Below are 25,770 nucleotides of genomic sequence, written 5' to 3' on the forward strand. Positions count from 1 at the left end.
TTAAAAAAGCAATCGAGCAAATACCAAAAAATCAACGATGTGGGCCTGCCGGGTTGGCCGCGACCGCATGGCCGCGCAGCAACCAGCGCTCCAGCAGCAAGCAGGCCTGGTACAGCAGCAGGCCCAGCGCCGCAATCAGCAGCAGCGCGGCAAACATCAAGCTGGTGTCCATCATTCCCTGGGCGGCAATCACCACCGCGCCCAGGCCCTGGCTGGCACCCATGAACTCTGCGACGACCGCACCCACCAGCGCCAGCACCACGGCCACGCGCAGGCCCGCCAGAATGGCGGGCAAGCCTGTGGGCAGCTTGAGCCGCACCAACGTCTGCAGCCGGCTCGCCCCCAGCATGCGAAACAGCTGCAGGCGCTGCGCATCGACCTGGCGCAGGCCCGTCAAGGTGTTTTCCATCAGCGGAAAAAAGCAGACCAGCGCCGTGATCAGCACCGTGGGCAGCATGCCAAAACCAAACCACAGCACAAACAGCGGCGCCAGCGCCAGCTTGGGCACCACCTGGCTGACGACGACATAGGGCTTGAGCACGCGCTCTAGCAACACCGACTCGGCCAAGGCCATGCCCGCCAGCAGCCCAAAGGATGCGCCCGCAGCCAGGCCTAGCAGCACTGCCTGCACGGTGGCTGCCACATGCGGCCAAAAGTAGCCTGACGCAAGCCCCGTCCACAAGGCCTGTAGCACCGCCGACGGCACCGGCAGCACCAAGGCGGAGATATCGCCCAGGCGCCCTGCGCCCTCCCACACGGCCAGCAGCAGCACCAACAGCGCGGCGGCCCAGAGCCGGGCTTTGAGGATCGGGTTCATGCGCTGGCCCCATCCATCGCGGCACGCACCTGGGCCGCATAGGCGTTAAAGGCTGCGCCATGGCGCATGGCCTGGGTGCGCGGCGTGGGCAGATCAATAGCGATATCGGCCACCAAGCGCCCGCCATGCATCAGCGCCACCCGGTCGCCCAGGTACACGGCCTCGTTGATGTCATGGGTGACAAAGAGCACGGTGGTGCCCCTCGCGCGGCAGCTGCGCAGCAGCTCATCCTGCAGCTCGGCGCGGGTGATGGCATCGAGGGCGGCAAAGGGCTCGTCGAGCAGCAGCAAGGCGGGCTCACGAATCAAGGCCCGCGCCAGCGCCACCCGGCTTTGCTGCCCGCCGGATAGCTGGCCGGGCTGCTGCCGGGCCAGCGCCGCCAGGCCCAGTTGGGCCAGCAACTGCTCCGCGGCATCACGGTCCTGCGCCGTCGGCTTGCGCTGCAGCGATAGCGGCAGCAGCACGTTATCCAGCACCGTCAGCCAGTCCAGCAAGGTGGGCGACTGGAACATCACCCCCAGCTGCGGGCCGGGTGCTACCAGGCTACCGCCAGCCCGCACAATGCGGCCCGCCTGGGGCTGCAGCAGGCCGGCGACCAGCTGCAGCAAGCTGGTCTTGCCGCAACCACTGCGGCCCAGCAGGCAGTGGAAGGCGCCTTGCGCCATCTGCCAGCGCACGCCATCCACGACCGGGGCCTGGCCCGGGTAGGCAAAGCTGAGGTCCTCAATATCAATCCATGCCATCGCGCCGCCCTTCAGTCTGCGTAACGCGCCAGCGGCTGCGCAGCGGCCTCGGCAGCGGCATCGATCTCGGTCATCCGCACCAGGTCGAGCAGGCTAAAGCGTCCGTCATGGTGCCAGCCGGCCTCGGGCACGCCCATGGCGCCCAAGGCGCTGATGCGGGTAACGCCGGCGGCGCCCAGCAGGCCGGCCAGACGGTACAAATCTTCGGGACCCACGGCCAGGCCTGCGGTCTGCAGGTAGTCGCGCTGGGCGGCCACCAAGGGCACAACGTCGTCCAGGCTATCCACCCCCACCACAACAATGCTGCGGTAGAGCGCCGTGGGCGCCAGCGGCTCCAGGCTGTCGCTATAGGCCACGCTCCAGGGCGCATCGGCCGGGCCAATCAGCTGCGGGGCGGCGCCATCATCGGCCGGCGCGCGCCACTCCAGCGACTGCTGCCAGCGCGCCATGCCGGCGCCCTCTTCCAGATCCAGCGGGCGGCGCGCAAAGCGCTGCTGCAGGTTGGCCAGCTCGGCGGCCAGGTAATCGGCAAAGGCGCGGGGGGAGACCGTGGCGCCCCGCTCTACATAGAACACATGGGGCGAGTAGCAACCCTGCTGGTCATAGCGCATGACATCCCAGGCTGCCAGCCGCGCATGGGCTGGCGCTTTGACGGCATCCAGTGCCGCCCTACCCACCATGCCAAAACCTAGCTTGTGGCCATGGGGCAAAAAGCGGGTGGTCACCGGCAGCTGCTGGCGCAGCGCAGCCAGGGTCTGGTTGCTGCCATAGGCCATCACGGTATCGGCCTCGGCATACAGCACTTGCGCGCCTTCGGCGCTGTCGCCCGTCTGGGCGCCGCCGGGCCACCAGACCACGGCCAGGCAGTCGGCCAATGGGGGATGTACTTCCGCCAGCAAGCGCGCAAACCAGCCGGCAAACAGTGGCTCGGCACTGGCCAGCTTGCCCAGGCTGGGCGCTTTGACAAGCAGGCCGCAGACGAGGCTCCACAGCGACAGCGCCGGCACATTGCCGGCCCAGCTGTGCAGCAGCAGGCCCGGGCCATAGGCGCGCACGGCCCCGCCTTTGATGGCCGGCACAAAGCCATCAAGTACACCAGGGTTGGCAAAATCCTCGCCGATAAAGCGCCACAGCTGGGGTGCCCTGAAAGTCTTGAACAGGCCGTTGAGCCCCAGGCGCACCATCGCCGCGTCATAACCGCAGACCAGCGGCAGGCAGGCGTCGATCTGGCGGCGATAGGGGTCGGCGGGGTCCAGCAGGCGGGCAATGGCGCGGTCAATGGCGGCCACGATCTCGGCCAGTGGCATCGGCTGCAGCTGGCGCTGCGCGGCGGCGCGCACCCGCTCGGTGAGGGCCTGCATCTGCGCGCCGGTCAGCACCGGCACCTCGACCTCCAGCTGGGCGCCCGCGCGCTCATACACCAACACCTGCCAGCGCACCCGGTTGTCATCCATGCCCGGCAGGTAGCCGGCCCGCATGCGCCCGGCCATGCGCTCAGCGGCTTGCGGCTCCATCATGCGCGCGCCGCTTGTACAAACTCATCGACGGCCAAGGAGCAGCCTTTGGCAGCGGCCCCTTCGGCCCGGCCCAGCAGCAAAAAGCCGCCATCGGCCCAGAGGCCCACGTCTTCGGTCAGGATGGTGCTGACCGCGTTGTAGTTGGCCAGGTCGCAGTGCACCAGAATGCCGCGCTCACCCGGCGCCACGCTGCGGCCGCTGACGGGCTCGACCAGGCGCGAGCGAATCCAGTGCGGGCCGGATTTGACGGAGGGCAAGCTGGCATTGCCGTTGTCGTAGAACTGGGTGCTCAGCTCGGTCATGCCGTACATGTTGATGCACAGCTCGGGCGGCACGCCCAGCAGCTCGGTGAGGCCGGCATAAAAATCGGCCAAGGGCAGCTCACGCGACTGGCCCTTGTAGCCGCCGGTGTCCAGGATGCGGCTGCCGGCCGGCAGCGCAAAGCGCCGGCCCTGGGCGCGCAGCGCATCCATCACATGCACGAGGCTGAAGCTGGCGCCCAGCAGCGCATAGGGCTGGCCGCTGCGCTCAGCTTCTTCCAGCACGGCGCAGAGCCCGTCCATATCCAGGCCCTCCGGCCCCAGAAAGTAGCGGCTCTCGGGCGTACCAAAGCTCGACTTGGCCAGCGCCAGGTAATGCGCCAGCGAGGAGTTGGGCATGGCCACTTCATCGGGAAACAAGATACCCATCGGCATGCGCGCGGTGCCCTGCATGAAGCGGGTGACGAAGTGCTGCTGCATCGACAGGTCATACACCTGCAGGGCAGGATGAAAATGCCGGCCCCGTGCGGCGCGGCCGGTGGTGCCGCTGGTCATGAAGACGCGTTCGGTCGGCGATGGCGCCTCGCTGCGCAGCTCCAGCGCCTTGAAGGCATCGATGGGCACGGCCGGGATATCGCTCCAGGTCTTGACCGTGCGCGGGCTCGCGCCACGGCGCTGGCAAAAGCTGCGGAACGGCGTATTGGATGCGTATTGGTAGGCAAAAAGACGCAGCGCGAGCTGGTCAAACTGGTCATCGGTGCAGCCATCCATTGCGATGAATGCAAGCAGGTCTGCGACCAGCGTATCGGCCTTGTCCATGGAATTCCTTCGAGAGCGGTGAGGTCATGCTCCGAAGGCTCCCCCCATGCGCGCAAGGCGCCCCTGGCAGGGAGTTGGCTCTTCTTCCGCCGGAATGACCCGGTTCAAGTTCTCGGGTGTAGATCTCAGCACTGGCGTGCACCCCGGAGCAGGCGCCATCTTACCCCAGGGCTGCTGGGTTACCGCCATCCACACTGTCAAGCCAAGGCCTGCACCACGGTCAATCCAGCCACCGGCGCCAAGCCCAAACCAGGGAAAACACCAGGGCCACCGCGATGGTGCAAGCCGCCGACGGCGCAGTCGCGCATGCACCAAGCCAAGGCATTTTTTGCGGATTCCTGCACCATATCCAGGCAACGCGATAGCCACGTAACCCATTGTGGTGCTTTGCAAATTTTCTGCGCCAGGTCAAAGCGCGCATGCTGGAAATCACCTAGTCCACAACCCTTTCCATCGGCGATTCAGTCTGTTAACTTATGTCCTGTCGACAGACGACTGTCGCTAGACGACATAAATTTAACGAGGACAACAATGCTTGCAATGGCTGATGCCGACGTCCAATCCGGCTACGACAAACCGCATACCGAGAGCGAACAGCGCGTTCGCGAAGACCTGGCCGCCGCCTACCGCCTGATGGCGCATTTCGGGATGGACGACAGCATCTACACGCACATCTCGGCGCGGGTGCCAGGCCGCACGGACCAGTTCCTCATCAACCCCTTTGGCACCCTGTTCAAGGACATCACGGCCAGCTCGCTGGTCAAGATCGATGCCGAAGGCCGCATCGTCGAAGACACGCCCTACCAGGTGAACCCGGCCGGCTTTGTGATCCACAGCGCCGTGCATGCCGCGCGGCATGACGCCGCCTGCGTCGTGCACTCCCACACCGAAGCGGGCGTGGCGGTCTCTTCACTGCAATGCGGCCTGCAGCCGAGCAACCAGTGGGCGCTGCAGTTCTACAACCGCGTGGCCTACCACACGTTTGAAGGCATCGCGCTGGATCTGCACGAGCGCGAGCGCCTGGTCGCCGACCTGGGCAGCACGGCCAAGGCCATGGTGCTGCGCAACCACGGTCTGCTCACCTTGGGCCACAGCGTGGCCGAGGCCTTCATCCTGATGCTCAACCTCGACCGCGCCTGCCGCGTGCAGCTGGCCATCCAGTCTAGCGGCCAGGCCATCAACCCCGTGCCGCCCGAGGTCTGCGAGCTGACCGCCCGCCAGTACGAAAGCGGCGACACCGATGTGATGCCTGGCCTGCCCAAACGCGCCGACCCACATGAGCGCGAATGGCAGGGCCTGCTGGGCTTTTTGCAGCCGCCGGGCCGCAGCCACTACCGTGATTGACAGGCGCGGCTGAGCAGCGACTGAAGCCCAACCGAGCCTTGCATGCTGCCGCCTTTGCGGCCCCACCGCCGCAAGCCCGCCCGGCCCAGGCACCCCTCGATACCAAGACAGGAAGCAACCATGATCAATCGGCGTGAACTCATCTCCTACAGCCTGGCGGGAGCCGGCCTCAGCATCGCGGGCGTGCCCATGGCGGCCTTGGCGCAGCAAACCAAGGGAACGATCAATGTGATGGTGCAGCCCGAGCCCTCGGGCCTGATGCTGGGCATCGTTCAAAACGGCCCCACCCAGCTGGTCTCCGGCTATATCTACGAAGGCCTGCTGCGCTACGACGAGAAGCTGGAGCCGCACGGCCTGCTGGCGACTGCCTGGAACCGCTCCGACGACGGCCTGACCTACACCTTCAAGCTCAAGTCCGGCGTCAAGTGGCACGACGGCAAACCCTTCTCTGCCGATGATGTGGTGTTCTCGGTCGATAAGTTTCTGCGCAAGACCCATGCCCGCCTGCGCGCATCGCTGGAGCCGCTGGAGAGCGTGCGCGCCATCGATGCCAACACGGTGGAGTTCAAGCTCAAGTACCCGTTTGGCCCCTTCATCAGCCTGTTCGACACCGGCTCGATGCCGATGATCCCCAAGCACATCTACGAAAACACCGACTACGCCACCAACCCGGCCAATGCCAAGCCGATTGGCACGGGCCCCTTCAAGTACAAGGAATGGGTGCGCGGCTCCTACATCCAGCTGGTGGCCAATGAGCTCTACCACACCAAGGGCGAGCCGATGGTAGAGAACCTCTACTTCCACATCATCCCGGATGCGGCCTCGCGTGCTGCGGCATTTGAATCGGGCAAGGTCGATGTGGTGCCAGGGGGCGCGGTCGAGTTCTTTGATGTGGCCCGCCTGGCCAAGCTGCCTGGAGCAGCGGTCACCACCAAGGGCTGGGAGTTCTACTCGCCCCATTCCTGGCTGGTGCTCAACAACCGCAAGGCCCCCTTTGACAACCCCAAGTTCCGCCAGGCCGTCATGTATGCGATGGACCGCGAGGCCATGGTCAAGGTTGCCTGGCAGGGTTTTGCCAAAACGGCGGCCGGCCCCTTCAACCAGCATGTGAAGTTCGCCTCTGACGATGTCACCAAGTACCCGCGTGATCTGAACAAGGCCAAGGCCTTGCTCAAGGAAGCCGGCTACAAGGGCGAAACCGTCAAGCTGCTGCCGCTGCCCTACGGCGAATCCTGGCAGCGCCTGGCCGAGATGATCCGCCAGAACCTGATCCAGGCCGGCATCAAGGTAGAGACCACCGGCACCGATGTGGCCGGCTGGAACCAGCGCACCGCCGAGTGGGACTTTGACATGGCCATCATCTATGTCTACCAGTACCCCGATCCAGCATTGGGCGTGGCCCGGACCTACACCAGCCACACGATCGCCAAGGGTTCGCCCTTCAACAACATCGAAGGCTATGTCAACCCCAAGGTGGATGCACTGTTTGATGCTGGCGCCAAGGCGCTGACCGATGCCGACCGCGCCAAGGCCTATGCCGAGGTGCAGAAGATCCTGACCGAAGAGGTGCCGGTGGCCTGGTTGCATGAGATCAACTTCCCCACGCTCTACCGCACCAAGATCAAGAACCCGATCAGCTCCGGCGTGGGTTTGAACGACAGCCTGAGCCGTGCCTCGATAGGCTAAGCATTGCTTGCGGCCCCGGCCGCAGCGCCTCTCTTCTTGCTGAACTCTGCACGCTGCCAGCCCCCGCTGGCGCGTGCGGGATGGCAGCGCTTTTGTCTCGCTCCAAGGTCTCCCCGCTATGAACCGCCTCCGCTACATGTCCGTCCGGGTGCTCCAGGGTCTGCTGGTGCTCATGTGCATAGCCACCGTCAACTTCATGCTGATCCGGGCAGCGCCCGGCGACCCGGTCGCCGTCATTGCCGGTGAAGCCGGCGCCTCGGACCCGCAGTTTGTCGCCCAGCTGCGCGAGCAGTTTGGCCTGGACAAGCCCGTGACCACCCAGCTGGCCAACTACCTGGGCCACATCACGCAGCTGGACCTGGGCTTTTCCTACCGGCAGCAGCGCCCGGTGCTGGAGCTGATTACCGAGCGCCTGCCCGCCACCTTGCTGCTCACCGGCAGCGCCTTTGTGATGTCGCTCATCTTTGGCGTGGCCTTGGGCGCCACGGCCAGCCGCCATGTCGGCAAATGGGTGGACAGCGCCATCACCTTTGTGGCGCTGGTGTTCTATGCGACGCCGCTGTACTGGCTGGCGATGATGGCGGTGCTGGTGTTCTCGGTGCAACTGAGCTGGCTGCCTGGTTTTGGCTACTTCACCGTGGGCAGCGACGCCACCGGCTTTGCCCGCGCCTGGGACATTGCCCAGCATCTGGTGCTGCCCTCGCTCACCCTGGCGCTCTTTTATATGGCGGTCTATGCCCGCATGACCCGGGCCTCGATGCTCGAAGTCGCGCAGATGGACTTTGTCAAAACCGCCCGTGCCAAGGGCGTGCGCATGGGCCGCATCCAGCGCCAGCACATTCTGCGCAATGCCTTGCTGCCCATCGTCACCCTGGCGGGCATCCAGGCCGGTGGCCTGATCGGCGGCGCGGTGCTGACCGAGACCGTGTTTGCCTGGCCCGGCATTGGCCGCCTGATGTTTGATGCCCTGCTGCAGCGCGACTACAACCTGCTGCTGGGCTGCTTCCTGGTCGCAGCCGCCGTGGCGGTGCTGTTCAACCTGATCACTGATTTTGTCTACACCCTGGTCGATCCCCGGATCGAGCTGGGCTGAAACGGAGCCTTGCGATGACTGCTATTTCTGAGCCGGCCCTGGCGGCCGCTACGCCCCCCGCCAAGAACAAGCACCGATCCACCTTCTGGAGCCGCTTTTGCCGCAACCGGGGCGCCCTCTTGGGCCTGGCCATCTTGCTGCTGGTGGCGCTCTTGGTCTGCTTTGGCCCGCTGCTGGCCGCGCACAACCCCTGGGACATGGTCGAGCAACCCTTTTTGCCGCCGATGGAGCGCGCAGGCTTTGCGATGGGCACCGACACCATGGGCCGCGACATTCTCTCGGGCCTGGTACTGGGCGCCCGCATTTCGCTGCTGATTGCGGTGATCTCGACCTTGGTGTCGCTGCTGATTGGCGTGGGCATTGGTGCCATCTCGGGCTACTTCGGTGGCTGGGTCGATGCCACCCTGATGCGCTTTACCGAAATGTTCCAGTCCGTGCCCAGCTTTGCGCTGGCCCTGGTGCTGGTGGCCATTTTTGAGCCCTCGGTCAACTCCATCATCGTGGCCATTGCGTTGGTCTCCTGGCCGCCGGTGGCGCGCCTGGTACGCGGCGAATTTTTGACCCTGCGCCAGCGCGACTTTGTCGCCGCTGCCCAGCTGGCCGGCCAAAGCACACCCCGCATCATCCTGGCGCAGATCCTGCCCAATGCGGCCTCGTCCATCGTGGTGATGGCCTCGCTGATGGTGGCCACCGCCATCCTGCTCGAATCGAGCCTGAGCTTTATGGGCCTGGGTGACCCCAACCTGATGAGCTGGGGCTACATGATCGGCTCGGCCCGCACCGTGCTGCGCCAGGCCTGGTGGATGGCCGTGTTCCCCGGCGTCGCGATCCTGCTCACCGTGCTGGCCTTCAACCTGGTTGGCGAAGGCCTGAACGACGGACTCAACGCGCGCCAGGACGGGAAGACGAAATGAACGCCTATTCACACGAAGCCCTGCATATGCTTGCACAAATGCCTGACCAGCCTGCCACCCCAGAGCCGGTGCTGACCGTGCGCGGCCTGGACATCCGCCTGCCGCTGGGCGCCGACCGCGCCTTGGCCGTCACCCAGGCCAACCTGCAGATCCTGCCCGGCCAGACCCTGTGCGTGGTCGGTGAATCGGGCTCGGGCAAGTCCATGATCGCCAACGCCATCATGGGCCTGCTGCCCCGCCCCAAGGTCGAGCCCGTGGCCGGCGAGATCCTGTTTGATGGTAAAGACCTGCTGAGCTTGAGCGAAGACCAGCTGCGCGAGCTGCGCGGCAGCCGCATGGCCATGGTCTTCCAGGAGCCGATGACGGCGCTGAACCCGGTGATGCGCATTGGCGAGCAGATGGCCGAGGCGCTGGACGCCCACCTGCAGCTGCCCGCTGCCGACAAGCGCCGCCGCATCATCGCGGCCCTCACCGATGTGGGCCTGCCCGAGCCCGAGCGCCTCATCGACGCCTACCCGTTCCGCCTCTCGGGCGGCCAGCGCCAGCGCGTGATGATCGCCATCGCGATGCTGCTCGAACCGAGTCTGCTGATCGCCGACGAGCCCACCACCGCGCTGGATGTGACCACGCAGGCGCAGATCCTGCAACTGATGCGTGCGCTGCAAAAGAAGCGCGGCATGGCCATGCTCTTTATCACCCATGACTTTGGCGTGGTGGCCGAGATTGCCGACCATGTGGTGGTGATGCAAACCGGGGTGGTGGTCGAAGCCGGCCCGGCCGGCCAGGTGCTGCGCAACCCCCAGCACGCCTATACCAAGAAGCTGCTGGCCGCCATTCCGCATGGCAATGTGCGCGAGACCCAGGCCAGCACCGCGCAGCCGGTGCTGCAGGTCAAAGACCTGTGCAAGGTCTATCGCACTGGCGGCGGCTTTTTGCGGCCCGCGCGTGAGGTGGTGGCCGCCGAGCGCATCAGCTTTGAGCTGGGCCGCGCCCAGACCCTGGGCGTGGTGGGCGAGTCGGGCTCGGGCAAGTCGTCGCTGGGCCGCTGCATTGTGGGCCTGGCACCGTTTGACAGCGGCGAGATCCTCTTCAACGGCCAGCGTTTGAGCTCGGGCGCCGCGCTGCGCCGCCAGGCCAAGGGCAAGATCCAGATGGTCTTCCAGGACCCCTATGCATCGCTCAACCCGCGCCACAAAATTGGCTCGGCCATTGCCAGCGGCCCCATTGCCCAGGGTGTCCCCAAGGCCGAGGCCCTGCGCCGCACGATGGAGCTGCTGGAGCTGGTCGGCCTGGGCCCCGAGGCAGCCGAGCGCTACCCGCATGAATTTTCTGGCGGCCAGCGCCAGCGCATTGGCATTGCCCGCGCGCTGGCGATGGAGCCATCACTGCTGGTGGCCGATGAGCCGGTCTCCGCGCTCGATGTGTCCGTGCAGGCCCAGGTGCTCAAGCTGTTTGCCGAGGTGCGCGAGCGCTTTCAGCTCAGCATGGTCTTTATCACCCATGACCTGCGCGTGGCCGGCCAGATGTGCGACCACCTGGCCGTCATGCAACGCGGCCGGATTGTGGAGTACGGGCCCACCGCCCAGGTGCTGGGCAATCCCCAGCACCCCTATACCCAGACCTTGATCGACGCCATCCCCTCGCTGGAGCACCGCCGCGACGAGGTGGACGCAGACAGCGCAGAAACGCGGAGCCGCGCATGACCGCCATGCCCAGTACTGATGCCACCACTGCCGCGCCCCGCAGCATTGCCTTTTTGAGCAAGAGCATTGCGATGGACTTTTTGCTGCCCGCCTACCAGGCGCAGTTCCCCGGCAGCCGGCTGCTGCTGGGCGCCGAGCTGCAGGCGCTGCTCGATGCCGGCCAGCACGGCGAAATCGAGGTAGCCGTCTGCTGGCACCCGCCCGCCGAACAACTCGCGCAGCTGACCCAGGCCGCAGGCCTGCAGCTGGTGCAATCGATTGCCGCCGGCATTGACCATATCGACACCCAGGCCCTGCCCGCCAGCACCCCCGTGTGCCGCATTGTGGACAGCACCATGGGCTATGGCATGACAGCGTTTGTTAGCTGGGCCGTTATCCACCGGCAACGCCATATGGACCGCTATGTGGCCCATGCGGCACAGCACCAGTGGCGCGAGGAGCCTATCGTCGCCCCCAGCCAGCACCGGGTGGGCATTGCCGGCCTGGGCACCTTGGGCCAGGGCTGTGCCAAAGCCCTGCTGGCCATGGGCTACCAGGTGCGCGGCTGGAGCCGATCAGCCAAGCAGGACTTGCCCGCTGGCTTGGAAGGCTTGCAAACCTTCCACGGCCAGACGCAGAAGGCGGAGTTTTTGAGCGGCTGCGACACCTTGGTGTGCCTGCTGCCGCTGACCGATGAGACCCAAGGCTTTCTCGATCTGGCCTTGATGCGCCAGCTGCCGCGCGGCGCGCACCTGATCAATGTGGGCCGGGGCGCCCACCTGGTCGAGGCCGATTTGCTGACCGCACTGGCCGAAGGCCAGATAGGAGCAGCCACCCTGGACACCTTCAGCGCCGAGCCGCTGCCAGCCGACCATCCCTTTTGGCAGGACCCGCGCATTCTGGTGACCCCGCATATCGCCACCCGCACCGATCCACGCGTCATCGCCCGGCAGACCGCCCACAACTTCAGCCGCATCCGCGCAGGCCAGGCCGCCGAGGTGGCCGTGGACCTGGGGCGCGGCTACTGACGCCCAGCCCCCCAAGAACGCAAGCACACACCCGCCCCCAAGGAGATTTGGACATGAACGCAGCAGACAACACCCAAAAACGCAGCGCGCTGGACGCCCAGGACATTGGCGCCCACCTGCACCCCTACACCAACTTGGCCACGCACGAGGATGTGGGCCCGTTGATGATTACGCGGGGCGATGGCATCCATGTGATTGACGAGCAGGGCCGCAAATACATCGAGGGCATGTCGGCGCTGTGGTGCAGCTCGCTGGGCTTTAGCCACCCGCGCCTGGTGCAGGCCGGTATCGATGCGCTGCAAACGCTGCCCTACTACCACACCTTCAACCACCGCTCCAACCCTGCAGTGGCCCAGCTGGCCGACAAGCTGATCCAGCTGGCCCCGGCACCGATGGCCAAGGTCTTCTTTGCCAACTCGGGCTCAGAAGCCAATGACACGGCCATCAAGATCATCTGGTACTACCACAACGCCATTGGCAAGCCGGCCAAGAAAAAGATCCTTTCGCGCCAGCGCGGCTACCACGGCGTGACGGTGGCGGCCGCCAGCCTGACCGGCCTGCCCGCCAACCACCAGGATTTTGACCTGCCGATTGCACGCATCGGCCATGTGGAATGCCCCCACCACTACCGCTATGCCAACCCCGGCGAGAGCGAGGCCGACTTTGCCACCCGCCTGGCCGATGCACTGGAGCAGCGCATTCTGCAAGAAGGGCCTGAGACCGTGGCCGCGTTCATTGCCGAGCCGGTGATGGGCGCCGGCGGCGTCATCGTGCCACCCGAGACCTATTTTGAAAAAATCCAGGCCGTGCTGCGCAAGTACGAGGTGCTGATGGTGGCCGACGAGGTGATCTGCGGTTTTGGCCGCACCGGCCAGATGTTTGGCTCGCATACCTTTGGCATCCAGCCCGACATCCTCACCTGCGCCAAGGCGCTGTCTTCGGGCTATGTGCCGATCTCAGCCGTCATGGTAGCGCCCAAGATCTACGACGCCATGGCCGCCAACAGCGGCAAGATCGGCACCTTTGGCCACGGCTATACCTATTCCGGCCACCCGGTGGCAGCAGCCGTGGCGCTGGAGACGCTCAAGGTCTATGAGGACGAGCAGATCCTGGCCCATGTCAACCAGCTGAGCCCCATCTTCCAAGGCCGGCTGCGCGGCTACCTGGAGCGCGCCTATGTGGGCGAGGCCCGGGGCGTGGGCCTGATCGGCGCTATTGAACTGGTGGCAGACAAGGCCACCCGCCAACCCTTTGACCCGGCGCTGAAGCTGGGCTACCGCCTGGCCCAGTACGCACAGGAAGAGGGCCTGATCGTGCGCGCCATGGGCGACGCCGTGGCGCTGTGCCCGCCGCTGATCATCACCGAGGCCGAGATGGCCGAGATGTTTGCCCGCCTGGACCGCGCGCTGGACAAGCTGCAGGCCACCCTGCCATGAGCGCCACCATGCAAGCCTTCTACAGCCCCGAGCAGGCGCTGCACCACCCCAGCCAGTTCATGCGCCTGGGCAAGCTGGTGCCCGCGCCCGATCTGCCCAGCCGCGCCGAGACCCTGGCCGATGCGCTGCAACAGGCGGGCCTGGCCGTCAGCGCGCCGCCCGACCTGGGCCGCGCACCGCTGGAGGCCGTACACGCCCCCCATTACCTGGACTACCTGCAAACCGCCTGGCCACGCTGGCAGGAGATGCTGGCGAGCGGCGCCAATGCCGGCCCCGAGGTGATGGCCAACCTCTCGCCCTACGCCGGCGTGCCCGCCGGCCAGCGCCGCCCGCCCTGCCCATCGCCCGCGCTGATACCGCAAACCGGCTACTACCTGGGCGATCTGTCCTGTCCGCTGGGGCCGGACAGCTGGCAGTCCATCCTGCGCTCGGCCCACAGCGCCGTGGCTGCCGCCGATGCGGTGATTGCCGGCGAGCGCATGGCCTATGCGCTGTGCCGCCCCTCGGGCCACCATGCGCATTGGGACCGTGCCAGCGGCTTTTGCTATGTCAACAACAACGCCTGCGCCGCTGCGCGCCTGGCCGCACATTTTGGCCGGGTGGCTGTGCTCGATGTCGATGCCCACCATGGCGATGGCACGCAGAGCATCTTCTACGCCCGGGACGATGTGCTGACGGTCTCCACCCATGCGGAGACCAGCAGCTACTTTCCGTTCTACACCGGCTACGCCCATGAGCGTGGCGCCGGCGCCGGCGAAGGCTACAACCTGAACCTGCCGCTGGCCCATGGCAGCGGCAATGCGGAGTTTTTGGCCGCAGTGGACACCGGCTTAGAGGCTGTGCGTGCCTTTGGCCCGCAGGCCGTGGTGCTGGCCCTGGGTTTTGACACCTTCAAGGACGACCCGATCAGTGTGCTCAAGGTCGACTTTGACGCCTACCGCGCCGTCGGCCAAAAGCTGCGTGCGCTGGAGCTGCCCTTGGTGGTAGTGCAGGAAGGCGGCTACCTGGTCGAAGCCATTGGCCCGGGCCTGCAGGCCTTTTTGGAGGGCCTCCATGGCTGAGCAGGCCGTGCAGCCCAGCAACCCGGCAGCAGCACTGCGCGAGGCCGATGCCGCGCGCCGGCTGCGCCAGGGGATGGGCCTGTTTCTGGCAGCGCTGCTGTGCTTTGCCTGCTACGACGCCTTTGCCAAGCACATGCTGGCCCGCTACCCGGCCACGGTGATGAACCTCTCGCGCTACACCGCCATCGGCGTGCTGGCCTTGTGGGTCATGCACCGGCATGGCGACTGGTCTGCGCTGCGCTGGGGGCGCCTGCGCAGCGGCAAGTTGCTGCTGCTGCGCAGCCTGATGCTGGCCATTGTGGCCACCTGTTTTATGACGGCGCTGGCCACCATGCCGCTGGCCGAGGCCACCGCCATCTACTTCACCGCACCGCTCATCATGGTGGCGCTCTCGCCCTGGCTGCTGGGCGAGCGGGTGGGCCGCGTGCAATGGGTGGCGGTGCTGCTGGGCTTTGCCGGCATGCTGCTCATCGTGCGCCCGGGCAATGCCTTGCCACTGGCCGGCACCGTGCTGATGGCCATCTCGGCCGTCTGCTATGCACTGTTCCAGGTGCTCACACGCAAGCTCTCGGGCCTGGTGCCCACGGCGGTGCAGTTTGCCTATATGGCGCTGTTTTGCCTGGTCATCACCAACCTGCCGGCCCTCTTCCACCCGATCACCGAATGGCCCGATGCGCCGCAGCTGGCCTTGCTGCTGGCGGGCGGTTTTGTCAGCGGTGGCGCGCAGTTACTGCTGCTGCAGGCCTTCCAGCGCGCCTCGGCCTCGACCCTGGCGCCAATGAATTATGTACAACTGTTGCTGGCGGTGTTGATCAGCACCTTCTGGTTCCAACGGCCGCCAGACAGCCTGGCCCTTTATGGCATGCTGATGATCAGCGCTGCCGGTGTGTACCTTGCATGGCCCCGGCGGCACAAGTACACCGCTCACCAGGCATCCCGACATGACATCTGAGACCCTTACAAAGACCATCGCCCTGCAGGGCGAGGAGACAGACAACCCCGGCTTTTCGTCGATCCGGGTGCCCGATCTGGTGGAGCTGGTGGAGCGCCAGCTGCTGCAGGCCATTTTTGAAGGCCGGCTGCCACCGGGCTCGCGCATCGTCGAGGCCGAGCTGTCGCGCCAGATGGGCGTGAGCCGCGCCCCGCTGCGCGAAGCAGCGCGCCGGCTGGAGAGCCAGGGCGTTATCGTCTCGACGCCGCGCAAGGGCTTTACCGTGCGCACCTTCAGCCCCAAGGAGATCCAGGACCTGTTCCAGGTGCGCCTGGGCCTCGAAGTGATGGCCGCACGCCTGGCCTGCGAGGTGGCGACCGATGCGCAGCTTGCATCCCTCAAAGCCTATGCCGATGACATGCTGGAGCGCGCACCAACACTGAGCAATATCGAGCGCGTCACGATGGACCTGGGCATGCACACCGCCATCTCGCGCCTCTCGGGCAACGAATACCTGCAGCGCATCTTTGCCAATATGCAGGCCGAGATCCGCATCTGCCAGGGCTTTATCGAGCGCCAGTACCGCGACCCGGTGTTTATTGCGCAGTCGCACTTCCCGGTCGTCGATGCCATCTTGCGCCGCGATGCCGACGCTGCAGAAAAGGCGCTGCGCGTGCATTTGGTCGATGCCCAGGACAAGGCCCATGCCCAGGTGCTGCACGGCGACCAGGCGCCGGACGCTGGTGCTGGTGCTGGTGCTGGCGCCGCGCCCAAACCCGTCCCGATATCCGCCACCCCAGCCAAGGCCAAGCCCAGCGCCACCGCCTCCCCCATTTCTTCCTCCCGACGAAAACCGCCAAGACCATGAAATTCATCTACAGCCACGAGCACCGCAGCCACGACCCGCAGCAATTCATGGTGCGCGGCCAACTCAAGCGCAGCAACGAGCAACCCGAACGCGCCGAGATCCTGCTGCGCTCGGCCCAAAAGGCGGGCCACCAGCCCCTGCTGGTCGAAGACTTTGGCCCCGGCCCGCGCGCCGCCGTCCACACCCCCGAGTACCTGCACTTTCTGCAAACCGCCTGGCAACGCTGGCAGGCGCTGCCCGATGCCTCGCTCGAAGTGCTGCCCAATGTCTTTCCCTTCCCCGGCCAGCCCTTTACCTACCCCGACCACCTGGTAGGCCAAGCCGGCTACCACATGGGTGACTGCGCCTGCAGCATTGGCGAGCACACCTGGCACGCTGCGATCAACTCCGCCCACTGCGCGACCCATGCCGCCGAGCTGGTGCTGCAAGGCGAGCAAGCGGCCTACGCACTGTGCCGCCCACCGGGCCACCACGCCTATGTGGACCGCGCCAACGGCTTTTGCTACCTGAACAACGCCGCCATCGCCGCCCAGCACCTGCGCAGCAAACATGCCCGCGTGGCCGTGCTCGACATCGACGTACACCACGGCAACGGCACCCAGGGCATCTTCTGGCGCCGCAACGATGTGCTGACCGTATCGATCCATGCCGATCCGCATTTCTGCACTCCCTTCTTCACCGGCCATGCGCATGAGCGCGGCGAAGGTGAAGGCCTGGGCTACAACCTGAACCTGCCCCAGCCCAAGGGCACCACCACCGACCAGTACCTGCGCGCCCTGGAAACCGCCCTCACCACCATCCGCCACTACGCCCCCGGCGCTCTGGTGCTGGCCCTGGGCCTGGATGCCCACGAGCACGACCCCTACCAAGCCCTGGCCATCGACACCCCCGGCTTCGCCCGCATCACCGAAAAAATCGCGCAGCTGGGGCTGCCGACGGTGATCGTGCAGGAAGGCGGGTATCTGAGTGAGGATTTGGGCTTGAACCTGGAGAGTGCGTTGCGGGGGTTTGAGCTGGGGGCCCAGTAGATTTGACGGCGGTGATGGGGCTTGGGCTGCTGCCCCCGATGCGTTGAAGATGCAAGCCGCCTTGGGGGGCCGTTCGTAGAGGGGGCAATTATTGATTGCACCTAGATCTACGCTGGGGCGGCATCCATTCCCCGTCGATTTTTAGAACAGGAATTGGTACCAATCAGATGTCAATAAATGGAGGTAGCGCGAGAACGTGCAAGAACGCACCCACATTGCACATCGCCAGCAAACACAGCTCTGGGGCTGCTCACTGTCTGCGGTAAGGCGTTCACCGATCGTTTGCTCGCCGGCCGAGTGAGTGGGTTTCCCCCGGTTTACCGGACGATGTGCCCAGCCCCTGGGATGTAGGGGCAACTACTGTTTGGCAAGCCGCACTGACATGCTCGCGCAGCCAGCGGTGCACGGGGTCAGCATGGTGGCGTGCATGCCAGGCTTGGCATACCTCCACGCTTGGTGTTACTACCGGCAACTTGAAGATTCGCAAGTGATACAGCGCCAATGCCCAGCGAACAAAAGGCTCCGGCACGGTGGCGACAAGGTCGGATGCAGCGGCCATGGCCATGGCCGCCTGAAAACCTGGCGCCACGATGGCCACCTGACGCCTCAACCCCAGATCTTCTAACGCCACATCTATGCGACCGGCCGCAAGCCCTCTGCGTGGTGCAGCAATGTGCGGCCACGATATAAATTCTGTGGCGGTGATTTCCCTGTCGGCGCTACCACTGAGCATGGGGTGATTCTCGCGCACCACACCGACAAAGGACGCCTTAAAAAGCGACTCATAGTGAAGCTCTGGCTCTATAGAGCCTGGCACGCCGATATCAAGATCTATAGCACCGCTGCGCAAGGGTTCAACATGCTTGTCTGCGCGAGATACGAAATGCAGCGATACCTTGGGTGCCTCTGCTGCGATGGCGAGGGCCAACCGCGCAGCCCAGGCTCCCAAAAATCCATCGTTCGCACGCACCGTAAAAGTACGTTCAAGCGTTCGAAAGTCCACACTTTCCGTCGTGAAAACGCCGACCACCTCGTCAATGGCCGCTGTCACACGCGCCCGCAAGTCCAATGCCCGTTGGGTTGGCACCAGCCCGCGTCCGGCAGGCACAAAGAGAGGATCACCGATGGCTTCGCGAACGCGCGTTAAGCGGCGACTCATTGCGGGTGCACTCAGATGCAAGCGGCGTGCTGCCCCCACCACGCTACCCTCGCGCAGAAGGGCATCCAAGTCCAATAACAAATTGAAATCTATGTGGTTCAAAGCAAGACGGTTCATCCAGTGTCATCCCCATTGCTGCATTTGATGCATCAGTGGACTGAAATAATATCACTTTACGCAATATTGCTGGTGCATGACGATGCAGTCATCTTGATGAGAGATTCATACAAAGGACACCATGCAACCAAGGATCCGGATGGCTGAACAGTCTGAGGCAGTCAATTTTTCAATTTTTCCCTTACTGGCCGTCCTGATCTGGACTGGCAACACGCTAGTCACCAAAATGGCTTCCACCGTGGTGGAGCCCGCAGCCATTGCCTTTTATCGCTGGCTATTGGCAGGTCTGGTTCTGACTCCATTTTTATGGCGCTCTGTTTGGCGTCAACGGGCGATTGTTGCCGCACACTGGCCAAAACTCGCTGTGCTGGGGTGTCTGGGCATGGCCATCTACCAGGGGCTGGCTTATGAGGCCGCCAAGTCCACCTCGGCGACAAATATGGGGATCGTGGTGGCACTCATGCCACTGCTTTCTGCGTTACTGGCTGGCCTTTTTGCGGGTGAAGCACTGACCGTTTCACGCATTGGAGGTGCTGTCTTGTCGCTTGCTGGATTGCTGATTCTCAGCACCCAGGGACATCCTGATGCATTGCTGCGCGGCTCTGCACATATTGGAGACGCGCTCATGCTGATCGCAGTGACCTCCAATGCGCTCTACGGCATCTTGATCAAACGCTGGGCCTTGCCACTTTCTACATGGCAACAGCTCTACGTACAGATTGGCTTTGGCGTCTTGTTGCTGTTGCCGCTATGGTGGTTAGCACCCAGCTCTCCTATCACGGTACAAAATGCTCCGTTGATTCTCTATGCAGGCACACTGGCATCCATCGCGTCTCCATTTTTCTGGATGAACGGCATCCGCCGAATGGGGCCAGTGCGTGCAAGCATGTTTATGAACTTGCTTCCCGTCTTCGTGGCAGTGTCCGCGTACACGATGCTGGGTGAACCGCTACACAGCTACCATGCAGTCGGTGGCCTCTTCGCACTGGCAGGGGTGTGGTGGGGCCAGCGCCAACGTACAGATGTTCTAAGAACGCCGGGGTAATTGCGACGAGTCGATCGCATCAAATAAGCGGCGGAGGGTCGCAAGTGCGAGCAATGCAGCTTGAACGCCATTGCGGCCCAGTTCAATCAACGAGCCAGCAAAACCGCGAGCCTGTTGCAGTGCCAAAAAGCGATCCGCCAGACAGGTGGGCTGCAAAACTCTCTGCGTTGGCCGAATTGCCCCCTTGTGCGATCTGCATCCATCCTATAGGCGAGGATTTTGCAGAGAATCTCAAATCGATACATTGCGCCTGACCAATGCAAAAAAATACTGACATCAAAAAACCGCCACACAAGTGACCAGCAATTCGTCCCAACGATTTAGAAAACACGTCGAATTGTAAAGATCCTAAAAATACTGAATCCACCTGTCGATCCGCTGCGTACACCGCAAGTAGCAAGAGCCGACGTCATCAGTCTCCACTGACAAGGCTTTTGTGCTGAGCTGCTTCTTGCTGCACCGTGTGCTGTCTAACGACGGCGCATTCCTGTGTAGGTAGGCGCGTTAAGCGCAACTCGAAAGGAAATCACATGTCTGACGAATCAGTGTTGATAGGTGTATTGCAACAGCGGGCCAAGAAATTGGAGGACCGGCGTCAATTTTTCCGCAAGACCGGAGGCGTGGCAGCAGGTATGGCGGGCGGCGCGATTCTGACGGCTTGCGGGGGTGGCGGCAGTGATGCCAATGCCCAGAACAACGGCCCGACGGATGTCGAGATCCTGAACTTTGCGCTGAACCTGGAATATCTGGAATCGCAGTTCTACCACTACGCGGTATTTGGCACAGGGCTGCCCGCCAATATGCAGTCGGGCACGGGCACGCAGGGCGGCATCGTCGGCGGGCGGGCGGTGGCTTTCAAGGATCCGCTGGTAGCGCAGTACGCCAAGGAGATAGCCCAGGACGAGGTGGCCCACGTGGCCTTTTTGCGCAAGGCGCTGGGCTCGGCAGCCGTGGCGCAGCCACAGATCGACATCGGCGGCACCGACCCCAACGGCGCCTTCTCGGTCGCAGCGCGCGCAGCCGGTCTGGTGGGTGCGGGCGTGGCTTTCGATCCCTATGCCAGTGATGAGAACTTTCTGCTGGGCGCCTTTATTGGGTGTGACAGCCTACAAGGGTGCCTCACCGCTGATCACCAACAAGACCTACCTGGAAGCTGCTGCAGGCATTCTGTCCGCCGAGGCTTACCATGCAGGTCTGGTGCGCACGGTGCTCTACGCCAAGGGTCTCGCCACCCCCGCGCTGCGCTCGGCAGCCGGTGCCATCTCGGATGCGCGCGATAGCCTCGATGGCTCCTCCGATGTGGACCAGGGCATTGTGGGGGATGACAGCACCTCCAACATCGTGCCCCTGGATGCCGACGGCATTGCCTACAGCCGCTCGCCAGGTGATGTGCTGAACATCGTCTACCTGACCAAGGACTCTGCCACCAAGGGCGGGTTCTTCCCAGCCGGTGTGAATGGTGCGTTGGTGATGAGCTCGGCCTTCGCCTAAGTCGTAGCAACATCCTGCCCCGCTCTGGGGCAGGATTTCTACAAGACGGGCCCGAGACAGCTGTTTTTCTGCGAAGGAGTTGCGATGACGTCCTTTTTGCCCCCATCCCCGCAAGCATGCGACCGCAGCAAGACGCGGCGGCTGAAGCCCGCCGCTTTGGCGCGTCGTTGTGTAGGGAGCTTTATTGTCTTGGCAGGTCTGGCCATCGTCACCACGGATTTACTGGCACTTTTAAACGGCGGCGACATCACTGCGGGGCCAGCGGCAACACCCCCCTCCGCTGCGCTGCACCAGGCAACAACCGCAAGATAAAGCGCGTTTATGCCGCCGCCCGCCTTCAGCACACAAAGCCCCCTGATCAACCCAGCGTGCGGCTCACCGTCCAAATGTCCGGACGCCATGGAACCAGACAACGAGAGACTTGCCGTCCCCAGCCTGCCACAGGTTCACCGCAGCATTGCGGTACCGCAAGGCAGCAGCCGTTCGGCCAATGCAAGGCGCATGCTGGCATTTGCCGGGCCCGGTTATTTGGTGGCAGTAGGCTATATGGATCCCGGCAACTGGGCCACCTCGATTGCGGGTGGCTCGCAGTTTGGCTATTCCTTGCTGGCGGTGATCTTCGTATCCAACCTGATGGCGATGCTGTTCCAGGCTGCCGCTGTGCGCCTGGGCCTGGCCAGCGGCCGCGATCTGGCCCAGGCCTGCCGCGAACAGTTTCCGCCGCGCATCAACCTGATGCTCTGGTTCTTTTGCGAGATTGCCATCGTGGCCTGCAACCTGGCCGAGGTGCTGGGCATGGCCATCGGCCTGAACCTGCTGTTTGGCTTGCCGCTGATCGTTGGCGTCTGCATCACCGTGGTCGATGTGATGCTGATTCTTGCGCTGCAGAGCCGGGGGTTTCGCGCGCTGGAATCGGTCGTCATCGGGTTGGTGGCCTTGATCGGCATTTGCTTCGGCGCCCAACTGATGTGGCTGCATCCCCCGCTGGCCACCGTGCTAGCCGGGTTCATTCCGCGCTCCGAGATTGTGACCAACCCGGAGATGCTCTACCTGGCCGTCGGCATCGTCGGCGCGACCGTGATGCCGCACAACCTGTACCTGCATTCGGCCATCGTGCAGACGCGTGAACACTGCAAGACTCCGGAGGGCACGCGCCAGGCGATCCGATTCGCCACGATCGACTCGACCGTCGCATTGGGCTTGGCGCTCTTTGTCAACGCCGCCATCCTGGTCGTGGCAGCTGGTGCTTTTAATCGCCCGGGCACACCTCCCGTGACCGAGCTGTCAGACGCTTACCATTTGCTGTCACCTGTCTTGGGCGTTGGCATTGCCAGCGCCGTGTTTGGCACCGCCCTGCTCGCCTCTGGCCTCAGCTCTTCGGTAACGGGCACCCTGGCGGGCCAGATCGTGATGGAAGGCTTTTTACAGATTCGCCTGTCGCCCACCATGCGGGCGCTGCTGACCCGGCTCATCGCCATCGTGCCCGCCGTCATCGCCACCGCCTGGTATGGCAGCGAAGGCGCCACGGCGTTGCTGGTGTTCAGCCAGGTGGTCCTCAGCATGCAGCTGCCCTTTGCCATCGTGCCGCTGCTGATGTTCACCACCCGCCGCAATGCATTGGGCGCGCTGACTTTTGGCAGGCCGATGGCCATCCTGTTGTGGAGCTGTGCCATCGTGGTGGTGTCGCTCAACCTGTGGATGCTGCAACGGCTTTTATGGGCATAAGGGCGGAATGAAAGGCAAGGGCCGCCTGCAATACTTTCTGCCTCGGTATGAACATGTTCCCGGATGCGACGTGTTCATCCCCTCAGGCGAGGGTATTGCAGCGGATCCCTAGCGCCGTAGCAGGCGGGCAGCGCGCCCTCGGGAACCGAGGAACAAGCAACCCAGCATCAGCAGCGATGCCAGCAAGGTGCTGGCGAAGCTCCAAGCAGGAACTGCCACTGCTGCTGCCGTCGTCGAACCCGGAACGCTGATGGGTGGGCTGCTAGGCCCGGTGCCCACGTTGGTCTGTGCTGCAACCGTGCAGGTGTAGCTTGTGCCTGCCACCAAACCAGATACAGCGATGGGCGACTGCGTTCCGGTGGCGGTGACGGTGTCACCCCCGCCTACGGGCACGCAACTGGCTTGGTAGCCCGTCACGGTCTCCGTTGGCGTGGATGCCACGGGTGGGAAAGTCAAGGTGACGGTATTGCCTTGCCGGACCGCGCCAACGCTGGTCGGCGGCGTGACATCGGACGAGATGACGCTGATTGCATCGACCCCAAAGAACAGGCTCTGGCGATTGTCCACCTCGGCAAGCCGCAGACGAATGGTGCGTCCTGCATAGGGCGTCACATCCAGCTGAACGCTTTGATACCCGCTAGCGGCAGCGCCACCCGGCCATTGGAAGACATTGGCAAGAACACCAGCGCCCACATCGTTCCAAGCGGCAGCCGGATCCATGATGTCGATACGTGCTTGCTGGTTGGGTACTGTCAGAAAATCCAAGGTGGCGGGTGCTGCAGAAGGAGGCGCTGCGCTTTGCAGGTAGACCTGTGCGCTCAACGTCGCACTTTTACCTGCGGGAATGGCGATGTCCTGGTACAGCGCGTGCGAGCCAGGGCCAGGCTGATCGGACATTGCCGCAAACGTGCCTTGAGGCGGCGCGGCGACAGTGACGGGCGTCAGTGCACTTTGGGTGCCCTGCTGCGCATAAAAGCCCCCCTGCGATCCCGCTTGGGACATGGCTTGCCAGCCCGTAAATACGAGTGAACCCGCGCCTGCATTTTGCTCAAAGCCACCATTGACCACGAGTTCCGCAGCGCGGGCCAGCGGGGTCAGGGTGCAGGCCAGCATCAGTAGCGCAATGCTGCTGCCAAGCCGGTAGTGTGGATGGCGTGTCATCGCTGATCCTATGCTGCTCAGCGCTCGTAAAGGGTCGCAGTGGGCGTGCTGGGGCTGGCATTGCCTTCCAGGCGGTTGTTGTTATAGGTGGTCACGTTGCCTGCGCTGATGTTGAACGCGGTGGCATTGCCAAACAGCGATGAGTCAGAGAGGTAGAGCTTGCTATTGGCATCGCCCATCGAAATGGCCGCTGTGCGGTTGTTCACGATGTCGGCGCGTTGGACCAGCAACTGGGAGTTAGCGCCGCTCGCTACTTCGATGGCACTCTGGAAGCCTTGAATCTTGGCATGGTCGACCAGAACCTTGGATGCGTGGAGCACTCGAATCCCTGACAAGCCCGTTTCGAGTCCATCAATATTCAAGTGACGCAGAACCACCGTAGCATCAGGATAGGTACCCGAATCGATATCGATGATCATCGCATGGGTGCCGCTGACAAGGACACCAGCTGTGCCTGCTGCCGCACCATCAATCAAGATAGGTTTGGTGATAGTGACCGCTCCAAAGCCAGCGGGATCAAGGACGTTGATCTCACCCCGTGGGGCAGTTTTAGAAATGGCTCCAGCAAACGTCTTGCAGGGTGCCGTTCTGCTGCAGGGATTTGCGTCGTCACCCACGCCAGACACCCAGGTCCGCGTTGCCTGTGCAAAAGCCGAAGGCGCCGCTATAGCGCCTGCGAGTGCCACCAGCGATGCGGCCAATAGCGGAGTCCCGCGAAGATGGATCCGGCTCAGATGGATACGCATGGTTGCCTCGTTTGCAAGTGTTGATAGGTTAACGGAATGTAAAACAGAGTCCATCTGTGCAGGCAAGTATTTACCCTTACCCCAAACCGTCAAAGTGGCTGTTCACACCGCAGCCTCACCGATCTCGCTTTTGAAACACTTAGCTCTTCTTCAACGCTCATGCGTGGAGACAATCCGCCGGTATGCATGCCCAGGAGACGAAGCTCTGCGATGGTCGCTCAGTGTGAACACACATTGCAGGTAGGTGCTGGCATCCGCCCATTTGGCACCGTCCGCATGTAGCTCAAACAGATTTCGCGTTACCTCAACAGCTTCGGGCCATCGCTGCTGAGCGTCAGCCGCCATAGCCTCTCGACTGTCGTCATGGTCGTGCAGGGCTCCGTCTTGAGAACCATAGGCATGAAACTCCACGATCCGAGCAGGTGTCGTGAAAGCGGTGCCCTCGCATTGCTCAGCAGTCTGGTGAGGCTCTCGCTCAGCATGGGCTGCGGCAAAGGAGTCTTGAACGGTATGCAAGACCGAGCCAAACGCAATTTCACGGATTTGGGTAATCAGGCCGCTGCCGGCATCCTGGCGCCCCAACAAATACAGATCAGCAACGGTCCATTCGGTGCAACCAAAATGCTGTTTGATCGTAGGATTGTCGATAGTCTTCAGCTGAGTCTGGGGCCCGATCTCCTTGGACGATACCTTCCAGGCAAACTCAAGCCACTCCAAAATCTGAACCCTGGTCGAGACAGGATGAATATCGGCCGCATTGGCCATCCCGTGCAGGAACTGGAGATCACCGAAATGCGACCGGGTCATCAGGTTGCCTTGAATGCTGTTAGCCGTTCTATTGCAGCCCACAATCGATTTGGACTGGGCCTTGCGCTCGGCATCCTTGAACAGGCAATACCAGCACGCAGGCTGGGTGGAGAAACGAATGGTCTGGTTGCGGCAGACATTTTTGCGACCTAGGGAATCGCAGTTGCCTTGTCCTTCCTCAAGCCGAAAAGGAGGCAGGTCGTTCCAGCGCACTCTGAATCGCCCCGGGTTTCCTAGACACCTCTGAGCCTCAAATCTGAGGCCCAATAGGAGGTGCCATGACGAACAAGCA

At 63.5% G+C, this 25,770-nt stretch carries 21 protein-coding genes and 1 pseudogene; 14 read left to right on the top strand and 8 right to left on the bottom strand.

The window, feature by feature from the left end; translation table 11 throughout:
• Positions 1 to 31: 31 nt before the first annotated feature.
• From WH367_RS22535 to WH367_RS22550, 4 genes are read right to left on the bottom strand one after another with little or no spacing between them, the layout of a single operon-like run.
• Positions 32 to 817, bottom strand: coding sequence for an ABC transporter permease (locus WH367_RS22535; RefSeq protein ID WP_339537755.1), 786 nt, complete (start codon positions 815 to 817; stop codon positions 32 to 34).
• Positions 814 to 1,560 carry an ABC transporter ATP-binding protein gene (locus WH367_RS22540; protein WP_339537756.1) on the bottom strand — a complete coding sequence of 249 codons (747 nt, stop codon included), beginning with the start codon at positions 1,558 to 1,560 and terminating at the stop codon, positions 814 to 816. The genes WH367_RS22535 and WH367_RS22540 overlap by 4 nt, the downstream gene beginning before the upstream one ends.
• Before the next feature lie 11 nt (positions 1,561 to 1,571).
• Positions 1,572 to 3,074, bottom strand: a complete 1,503-nt coding sequence (locus WH367_RS22545) for an acyl-CoA reductase (protein WP_445228147.1) — start codon at positions 3,072 to 3,074, stop codon at positions 1,572 to 1,574.
• On the bottom strand, positions 3,074 to 4,156 hold the full coding sequence (locus WH367_RS22550) for a LuxE/PaaK family acyltransferase (protein ID WP_339537758.1): 1,083 nt from the start codon (positions 4,154 to 4,156) through the stop codon (positions 3,074 to 3,076). Before WH367_RS22550 ends, WH367_RS22545 begins: the two co-directional genes overlap by 1 nt.
• Before the next feature lie 540 nt (positions 4,157 to 4,696).
• Between WH367_RS22550 and WH367_RS22555 the strand changes: the two genes are divergently transcribed.
• From WH367_RS22555 to WH367_RS22605, 11 genes are all read left to right on the top strand, one after another.
• Positions 4,697 to 5,500, top strand: a complete 804-nt coding sequence (locus tag WH367_RS22555; protein ID WP_339537759.1) for a class II aldolase/adducin family protein — start codon at positions 4,697 to 4,699, stop codon at positions 5,498 to 5,500.
• A gap of 123 nt (positions 5,501 to 5,623) precedes the next feature.
• The gene (locus WH367_RS22560; protein ID WP_027010502.1) at positions 5,624 to 7,186 is read left to right on the top strand and encodes an ABC transporter substrate-binding protein; all 1,563 of its coding nucleotides are present in this window, start codon (positions 5,624 to 5,626) and stop codon (positions 7,184 to 7,186) included.
• A 118-nt stretch (positions 7,187 to 7,304) separates the two neighbouring features.
• Positions 7,305 to 8,279, top strand: coding sequence for an ABC transporter permease (locus tag WH367_RS22565; protein ID WP_133857096.1), 975 nt, complete (start codon positions 7,305 to 7,307; stop codon positions 8,277 to 8,279).
• A gap of 14 nt (positions 8,280 to 8,293) precedes the next feature.
• Positions 8,294 to 9,193 carry an ABC transporter permease gene (locus WH367_RS22570; RefSeq protein WP_339537760.1) on the top strand — a complete coding sequence of 300 codons (900 nt, stop codon included), beginning with the start codon at positions 8,294 to 8,296 and terminating at the stop codon, positions 9,191 to 9,193.
• A gap of 38 nt (positions 9,194 to 9,231) precedes the next feature.
• Positions 9,232 to 10,896 (top strand): dipeptide ABC transporter ATP-binding protein, encoded by a 1,665-nt coding sequence (locus WH367_RS22575; protein WP_445228148.1) that lies wholly within the window; start codon positions 9,232 to 9,234, stop codon positions 10,894 to 10,896.
• Between the two features lie 5 nt (positions 10,897 to 10,901).
• On the top strand, positions 10,902 to 11,903 hold the full coding sequence (locus WH367_RS22580; RefSeq protein ID WP_339537761.1) for a 2-hydroxyacid dehydrogenase: 1,002 nt from the start codon (positions 10,902 to 10,904) through the stop codon (positions 11,901 to 11,903).
• Positions 11,904 to 11,956: 53 nt separating this feature from the next.
• Complete coding sequence (locus tag WH367_RS22585; RefSeq protein ID WP_339537762.1) at positions 11,957 to 13,339, top strand: aspartate aminotransferase family protein; 1,383 nt, start codon at positions 11,957 to 11,959, stop codon at positions 13,337 to 13,339.
• Positions 13,340 to 13,347: 8 nt separating this feature from the next.
• Positions 13,348 to 14,400 (top strand): histone deacetylase family protein, encoded by a 1,053-nt coding sequence (locus WH367_RS22590; RefSeq protein ID WP_339537771.1) that lies wholly within the window; start codon positions 13,348 to 13,350, stop codon positions 14,398 to 14,400.
• Positions 14,393 to 15,352, top strand: coding sequence for a DMT family transporter (locus tag WH367_RS22595; protein WP_445228146.1), 960 nt, complete (start codon positions 14,393 to 14,395; stop codon positions 15,350 to 15,352). The genes WH367_RS22590 and WH367_RS22595 overlap by 8 nt, the downstream gene beginning before the upstream one ends.
• The gene (locus WH367_RS22600; RefSeq protein ID WP_339537763.1) at positions 15,342 to 16,199 is read left to right on the top strand and encodes a GntR family transcriptional regulator; all 858 of its coding nucleotides are present in this window, start codon (positions 15,342 to 15,344) and stop codon (positions 16,197 to 16,199) included. Before WH367_RS22595 ends, WH367_RS22600 begins: the two co-directional genes overlap by 11 nt.
• Positions 16,196 to 17,227 carry a histone deacetylase family protein gene (locus WH367_RS22605; RefSeq protein ID WP_339537764.1) on the top strand — a complete coding sequence of 344 codons (1,032 nt, stop codon included), beginning with the start codon at positions 16,196 to 16,198 and terminating at the stop codon, positions 17,225 to 17,227. The genes WH367_RS22600 and WH367_RS22605 overlap by 4 nt, the downstream gene beginning before the upstream one ends.
• A 271-nt stretch (positions 17,228 to 17,498) precedes the next feature.
• Here the strand turns inward: WH367_RS22605 and WH367_RS22610 are convergent, their stop codons facing one another.
• Entirely contained in the window at positions 17,499 to 18,503 is a 1,005-nt protein-coding gene (locus WH367_RS22610) for a LysR family transcriptional regulator (RefSeq protein WP_339537765.1), read from the bottom strand.
• Between the two features lie 139 nt (positions 18,504 to 18,642).
• On the opposite strand from WH367_RS22610, the gene WH367_RS22615 reads away from it, so the two are divergent.
• From WH367_RS22615 to WH367_RS22625, 3 genes and pseudogenes are all read left to right on the top strand, one after another.
• Positions 18,643 to 19,548 carry a DMT family transporter gene (locus WH367_RS22615; RefSeq protein ID WP_339537766.1) on the top strand — a complete coding sequence of 302 codons (906 nt, stop codon included), beginning with the start codon at positions 18,643 to 18,645 and terminating at the stop codon, positions 19,546 to 19,548.
• Between the two features lie 632 nt (positions 19,549 to 20,180).
• A pseudogene (locus WH367_RS22620) lies at positions 20,181 to 21,039 on the top strand (ferritin-like domain-containing protein).
• 399 nt (positions 21,040 to 21,438) lie between these two features.
• Positions 21,439 to 22,764 carry an Nramp family divalent metal transporter gene (locus WH367_RS22625; RefSeq protein ID WP_339519426.1) on the top strand — a complete coding sequence of 442 codons (1,326 nt, stop codon included), beginning with the start codon at positions 21,439 to 21,441 and terminating at the stop codon, positions 22,762 to 22,764.
• A gap of 108 nt (positions 22,765 to 22,872) precedes the next feature.
• Here the strand turns inward: WH367_RS22625 and WH367_RS22630 are convergent, their stop codons facing one another.
• The 3 genes from WH367_RS22630 to WH367_RS22640 all read right to left on the bottom strand — a co-directional run.
• A complete protein-coding gene (locus tag WH367_RS22630; protein ID WP_339537767.1) occupies positions 22,873 to 23,925 on the bottom strand; it encodes a fibronectin type III domain-containing protein in 1,053 nt (350 codons plus the stop codon).
• A gap of 17 nt (positions 23,926 to 23,942) precedes the next feature.
• Positions 23,943 to 24,671: a right-handed parallel beta-helix repeat-containing protein gene (locus WH367_RS22635; RefSeq protein WP_339519423.1), complete on the bottom strand. Its 729-nt coding sequence runs from the start codon at positions 24,669 to 24,671 to the stop codon at positions 23,943 to 23,945.
• Between the two features lie 150 nt (positions 24,672 to 24,821).
• The coding region (locus tag WH367_RS22640; RefSeq protein WP_339537768.1) for a hypothetical protein at positions 24,822 to 25,770 on the bottom strand (949 nt) is incomplete at its 5' end.

Origin of the sequence: Comamonas sp. MYb21 (genome assembly GCF_037479395.1) — a bacterium.
Taxonomy (GTDB): Bacteria; Pseudomonadota; Gammaproteobacteria; order Burkholderiales; family Burkholderiaceae_C; genus Comamonas.